At 43.6% G+C, this 5,834-nt stretch carries 2 tRNA genes and 3 rRNA genes; all 5 read right to left on the bottom strand.

Annotation, left to right across the window (positions count from 1 at the left end):
- Window positions 1-316: 316 nt before the first annotated feature.
- The 5 genes from rrf to ETU10_RS00005 all read right to left on the bottom strand — a co-directional run bounded on the left by rrf (window position 317) and on the right by ETU10_RS00005 (window position 5,358).
- Window positions 317-424: ribosomal RNA gene (gene rrf / locus ETU10_RS00025) — 5S ribosomal RNA — on the bottom strand.
- Window positions 425-504: 80 nt separating this feature from the next.
- Window positions 505-3,336: ribosomal RNA gene (locus ETU10_RS00020) — 23S ribosomal RNA — on the bottom strand.
- A 152-nt stretch (window positions 3,337-3,488) separates the two neighbouring features.
- Window positions 3,489-3,562: transfer RNA gene (locus ETU10_RS00015), tRNA-Ala, on the bottom strand.
- Between the two features lie 14 nt (window positions 3,563-3,576).
- Window positions 3,577-3,650: transfer RNA gene (locus tag ETU10_RS00010), tRNA-Ile, on the bottom strand.
- A gap of 187 nt (window positions 3,651-3,837) precedes the next feature.
- A 16S ribosomal RNA gene (locus tag ETU10_RS00005) occupies window positions 3,838-5,358 on the bottom strand.
- Together the 16S, 23S and 5S rRNA genes with 2 tRNA genes alongside form the textbook arrangement of a ribosomal RNA operon.
- Window positions 5,359-5,834 lie beyond the last annotated feature (476 nt).

Here is a 5,834-nt window from a genome sequence, read left to right as displayed (position 1 = left end):
AAACGAACTGCCTATTTGATTTATGAGACGTTAATGAATAATAAATAACGAAAATAAGAGTTAATTATTATATATAAGGTGCTAATAATTAAACTTTGGCATGGTATTTAATATATAGTAGGTAAGTAAATTTTTTTCATAATAAATTAACATGTAAAAGACTTTATTGTCTTTACTCTATTTTTAATTGAGCAAGTAAAGAAAGCTATACGACTAATTGTATTAGCTTTCTTTTTTTTGCAATAATCTTAAAATTTAATACCTTAATATATAAACAAAGAAAGCCTCGTATATTTCTATACGAGGCTTTTTAAAAAACTGGCGGCTACCTACTCTCCCGCGTTAGCAGTACCATCAGCGCAAGTAGGCTTAACTTCTGTGTTCGGTATGGGAACAGGTGAGCCCTACTGCTATAACCACCCTAAATATCTTAATGGAATTTTATATAGAATTTAAAAAAAACTTCTGCGATCAATTTAAATTGGATTTGTTTGTTTTTTTATTTGGACGAAATCTACGGGTAATTAGTACTACTCAGCTATGACATCACTGTCTTTACACTTATAGCCTATCAACGTGGTAATCTCCCACGACCCTTAAAAGAACTCTTATCTTGTGGCGAGTTTCGCACTTATATGCTTTCAGTGCTTATCTCTTCCAAACTTAGCTACTCAGCGGTGAGCCTGGCGACTCAACTGATACACCAGAGGTTTGTTCAACTCGGTCCTCTCGTACTAGAGTCAAGTCCACGCAAAATTCTAACGCCCGCAATAGATAGAGACCGAACTGTCTCACGACGTTCTGAACCCAGCTCGCGTGCCACTTTAATGGGCGAACAGCCCAACCCTTGGGACCTTCTCCAGCCCCAGGATGTGACGAGCCGACATCGAGGTGCCGAACCTCCCCGTCGATGTGAGCTCTTGGGGGAGACTAGCCTGTTATCCCCGGAGTACCTTTTATCCTATGAGCGATGGCCCTTCCATGCGGAACCACCGGATCACTATGTCCTGCTTTCGCACCTGATCGACTTGTTGGTCTCACAGTCAAGCACCCTTATGCCATTACACTCTACGCACGGTTACCAAGCGTGCTGAGGGTACCTTTGAAAGCCTCCGTTACTCTTTTGGAGGCGACCACCCCAGTCAAACTACCCACCACGCAATGTCCTTCTTTCAGAAGTTAGGCTCCAGATAAATAAAGGGTGGTATTTCAACGTCAACTCCACGACTCCTAGCGAAGCCGCTTCATAGTTTCCCACCTATCCTACACATCATTTACCCGAAGTCAATACGAAGCTATAGTAAAGGTTCACAGGGTCTTTTCGTCCCATTGCGGGTAATCGGCATCTTCACCGATACTACAATTTCACCGAGCTCATGGTTGAGACAGTGCCCAGATCGTTACACCATTCGTGCAGGTCGGAACTTACCCGACAAGGAATTTCGCTACCTTAGGACCGTTATAGTTACGGCCGCCGTTTACTGGGGCTTCAGTCAAAGGCTTCGCATTGCTGCTAACCTCCTTCCTTAACCTTCCAGCACCGGGCAGGTGTCAGACCCTATACTTCATCTTTCGATTTTGCAGAGTCCTGTGTTTTTGATAAACAGTCGCCTGGGCCTTTTCACTGCGGCTCTCTTGTTACAGAGAGCGACCTTTCTCCCGAAGTTACAGGTCTATTTTGCCTAGTTCCTTAACCATGATTCACTCGAGCGCCTTAGGATACTCTCCTCATCCACCTGTGTCGGTTTTGGTACGGGCCCTGTAAACATAACTTAGAAGTTTTTCTTGAAAGTTCTTACCTGCACTATCCATTCCACCGAAGCTTCCTGGTACTATCACCTTCGGCATCTCTGACGCATTTTACTATCAAAGATTTACCTACGGGCTTTAACGTACTATTCCGTCAGTACGCGGCAGTGTCATTACTTTGTCACTCCATCGAATTTACAGGCGGTATCAGAATATTAACTGATTTCCCATCGATATCTCCTTTCGGATTAACCTTAGGTCCCGACTAACCCTCAGCTGATTAGCATAGCTGAGGAAACCTTGGATTTACGGCGTGAAGGTTTCTCACCTTCATTATCGTTACTTATGCCTACATTTTCTTTTCTATCTGCTCCACAATAAGTCACCTTACTGCTTCTGCGCCAATAGAATGCTCCCCTACCGAAATAATTTAATTACTTCGCATAGCTTCGGTAGTATACTTATGCCCGAGTATTATCCATGCCAAACCGCTCGACTAGTGAGCTGTTACGCACTCTTTAAATGAATGGCTGCTTCCAAGCCAACATCCTAGCTGTCTGGGCAGTTTGACCTCGTTTTTTCAACTTAGTATACATTTCGGGACCTTAGCTGTTGCTCTGGGTTGTTTCCCTCTCGGACATGGACCTTAGCACCCATGCCCTCACTGCTAAGAAGCATATAATAGCATTCGGAGTTTGTCAGGATTTGGTAGGCGGTGAAACCCCCGCATCCAATCAGTAGCTCTACCTCTATTATACTCATTCTTAACGCTGCACCTAAATGCATTTCGGGGAGTACGAGCTATCTCCCAGTTTGATTAGCCTTTCACCCCTAACCACAGGTCATCCGAAGACTTTTCAACGTCAACCGGTTCGGTCCTCCACTTTGTGTTACCAAAGCTTCAACCTGCCCATGGATAGATCACAAGGTTTCGCGTCTAATCCCACTAACTATATCGCCCTATTCAGACTCGCTTTCGCTACGGCTGCGTAGCTGAACTACTTAACCTCGCTAGTGAAATTAACTCGTAGGCTCATTATGCAAAAGGCACGCCGTCACACAATAAATGTGCTCCGACCGCTTGTAAGCGTATGGTTTCAGGATCTTTTTCATCTTTCTTTTCGAAATACTTTTCACCTTTCCCTCACGGTACTTGTTCGCTATCGGTCTTCAAGGAGTATTTAGCCTTGGAGGATGGTCCCCCCATATTCAGACAGGATTTCACGTGTCCCGCCCTACTCATTTTCATCTATGTAATTATTTCGTATAAGGGACTATCACCTGCTTTGGTTCCTCTTTCCAAAGGATTCTACTATAATTATATAAACTTTTGGGCTATTCCAATTTCGCTCGCCACTACTCTCGGAATCTCTTTTGATTTCTTTTCCTCTTCTTACTTAGATGTTTCAGTTCGGAAGGTTCGCCTTCCCTTACGGGAATACTATACTCTTGCATAGTGGGTTGCCCCATTCAGAGATCTGCGGATCATGTCGTGTGTGCCGATCCCCGCAGCTTTTCGCAGCTTACCACGTCTTTCTTCGCCTCTTGAAGCCTAGGCATCCGCCATACGCTCTTAACGATTTCTTTCCTTTAGTGACCAATTTTATTAAATTGATCGCTCGGTTTATTTTTTTCTATATAAAATTCCAATAATGTCAATGATCTTAAAAATATAACTATACTTATTTTAAGCTTTTATATATTTTTATTAATATATAATTTCTTACGATAAGCTGTTGTGGAGAATAAGGGAGTCGAACCCTTGACCTCCTGCGTGCAAGGCAGGCGCTCTAGCCAACTGAGCTAATTCCCCTTTCTAACCTTTAGTAGTCTCAGGCAGACTCGAACTGCCGACCTCTACATTATCAGTGTAGCGCTCTAACCGGCTGAGCTATGAGACTGTATTAGGTCTTACGCCCTAATTGGGATCTCTTTTTTTTACTCTTTTGATCCTTTATCTTACCTTTGATTCCCACCAAATGGCTTTTCTAAGGGGTGTTATATTTTATTTATAGACTTTTTTTTAACAGAAATAGCCCTGAAAGAACTTTTTTTTTAAGCTCTTTGGTTTTGACTTGTGTACTCTAAAAAAGAGATATTCCAGCCGCACCTTCCGGTACGGCTACCTTGTTACGACTTAGCCCCAGTCACTAGTTTTACCCTAGGTAGCTCCTGTTACGGTCACCAACTTCAGGCACCCCCAGCTTCCATGGCTTGACGGGCGGTGTGTACAAGGCCCGGGAACGTATTCACCGCATCATGGCTGATATGCGATTACTAGCGATTCCAGCTTCATAGAGTCGAGTTGCAGACTCCAATCCGAACTGAGACCGGCTTTAGAGATTCGCATCACATCGCTGTGTAGCTGCCCTCTGTACCGGCCATTGTAGCACGTGTGTAGCCCAGGACGTAAGGGCCGTGATGATTTGACGTCATCCCCACCTTCCTCTCGGTTTGCACCGGCAGTCTCATTAGAGTTCCCGACTTGACTCGATGGCAACTAATGATAGGGGTTGCGCTCGTTATAGGACTTAACCTGACACCTCACGGCACGAGCTGACGACAACCATGCAGCACCTTGAAAATTGTCCGAAGAAATATTTGTTTCTAAATAAAGCAATTCCCATTTAAGCCCTGGTAAGGTTCCTCGCGTATCATCGAATTAAACCACATGCTCCACCGCTTGTGCGGGCCCCCGTCAATTCCTTTGAGTTTCAACCTTGCGGTCGTACTCCCCAGGTGGGATACTTATTACTTTCGCTTAGTCACTGAGAATTAATTCCCAACAACGAGTATCCATCGTTTACGGCGTGGACTACCAGGGTATCTAATCCTGTTCGCTCCCCACGCTTTCGTCCATCAGCGTCAATCGGTATTTAGTAACCTGCCTTCGCAATTGGTGTTCTGTGTAATATCTATGCATTTCACCGCTACACTACACATTCCGGCTACTTCAATACTATTCAAGATTAACAGTATCAACGGCAGTTCTACAGTTGAGCTGTAGGATTTCACCGCTGACTTACTAATCCGCCTACGGACCCTTTAAACCCAATAAATCCGGATAACGCTCGCATCCTCCGTATTACCGCGGCTGCTGGCACGGAGTTAGCCGATGCTTATTCGTATGATACCTTCAGCTACTCTCACGAGAGTAGGTTTATTCTCATACAAAAGAAGTTTAAAACCCATAGGGCTGTCATCCTTCACGCGGGATGGCTGGATCAGGCTCTCACCCATTGTCCAATATTCCTCACTGCTGCCTCCCGTAGGAGTCTGGTCCGTGTCTCAGTTCCAGTGTGGGGGATCACCCTCTCAGGCCCCCTAAGGATCATTGCCTTGGTAAGCCGTTACCTTACCAACTAACTAATCCTACGCATGCCTATCTCTATCTGATAAATCTTTTAATAAACTTCGATGCCGATGTTTATGTTATCCGGTATTAATCCGAGTTTCCCCGGGCTATCCCCGTGATAGAGGCAAGTTACATACGCGTTACGCACCCGTGCGCCGGTCTCTTAGTAAGCAAGCTCACTAATACCCCTCGGCTTGCATGTGTTAAGCCTCCCGCTAGCGTTCATCCTGAGCCAGGATCAAACTCTCCATTGTAATTTCTTATAATGTCAAGTACCTGTTCTCAAAAAAAAATTGACTGTTCTTCCAGGTTTCTGCTAATTTTTGTCTATTTTGTTATGTCAACGATCTTGTTCTTTTTTTTGCTTCTCTTATTTAACGTCTTGCGTTGTTTTCCTGAGTTGCGAGTGCAAATATACAACGTTTTTTTTCTCTTGCAAGGGGTTTTTACTTTTTTATTGCTGTTTTTTTTAATTTTTTTGTTATATTGTTGATTTTCAGTTGTTTATTTTTTAATGTTTTTTGAACTTTTTTGATTCTTTCTGGGCGATGGTGGTTCCCGTGGGGGGCTTGGGCTTTTGGGGATTTCCTTTTTTCGTTTTTATGGCTTGATCTTTTTTGGGGGATATACTTTTTTTGGGTGCCTTTTTTTATTGTTTGTTTTTTCTTAATTGTTATTGGCCTGTTTTTTTTCTTTTAGCTTTTTTCTCTCTTTCTCTGATTTCTTTTTA

Source organism: Apibacter muscae, assembly GCF_007845595.1.
GTDB lineage: Bacteria > Bacteroidota > Bacteroidia > Flavobacteriales > Weeksellaceae > Apibacter > Apibacter muscae.
This window is presented reverse-complemented; position numbering and strand designations above follow the sequence as displayed.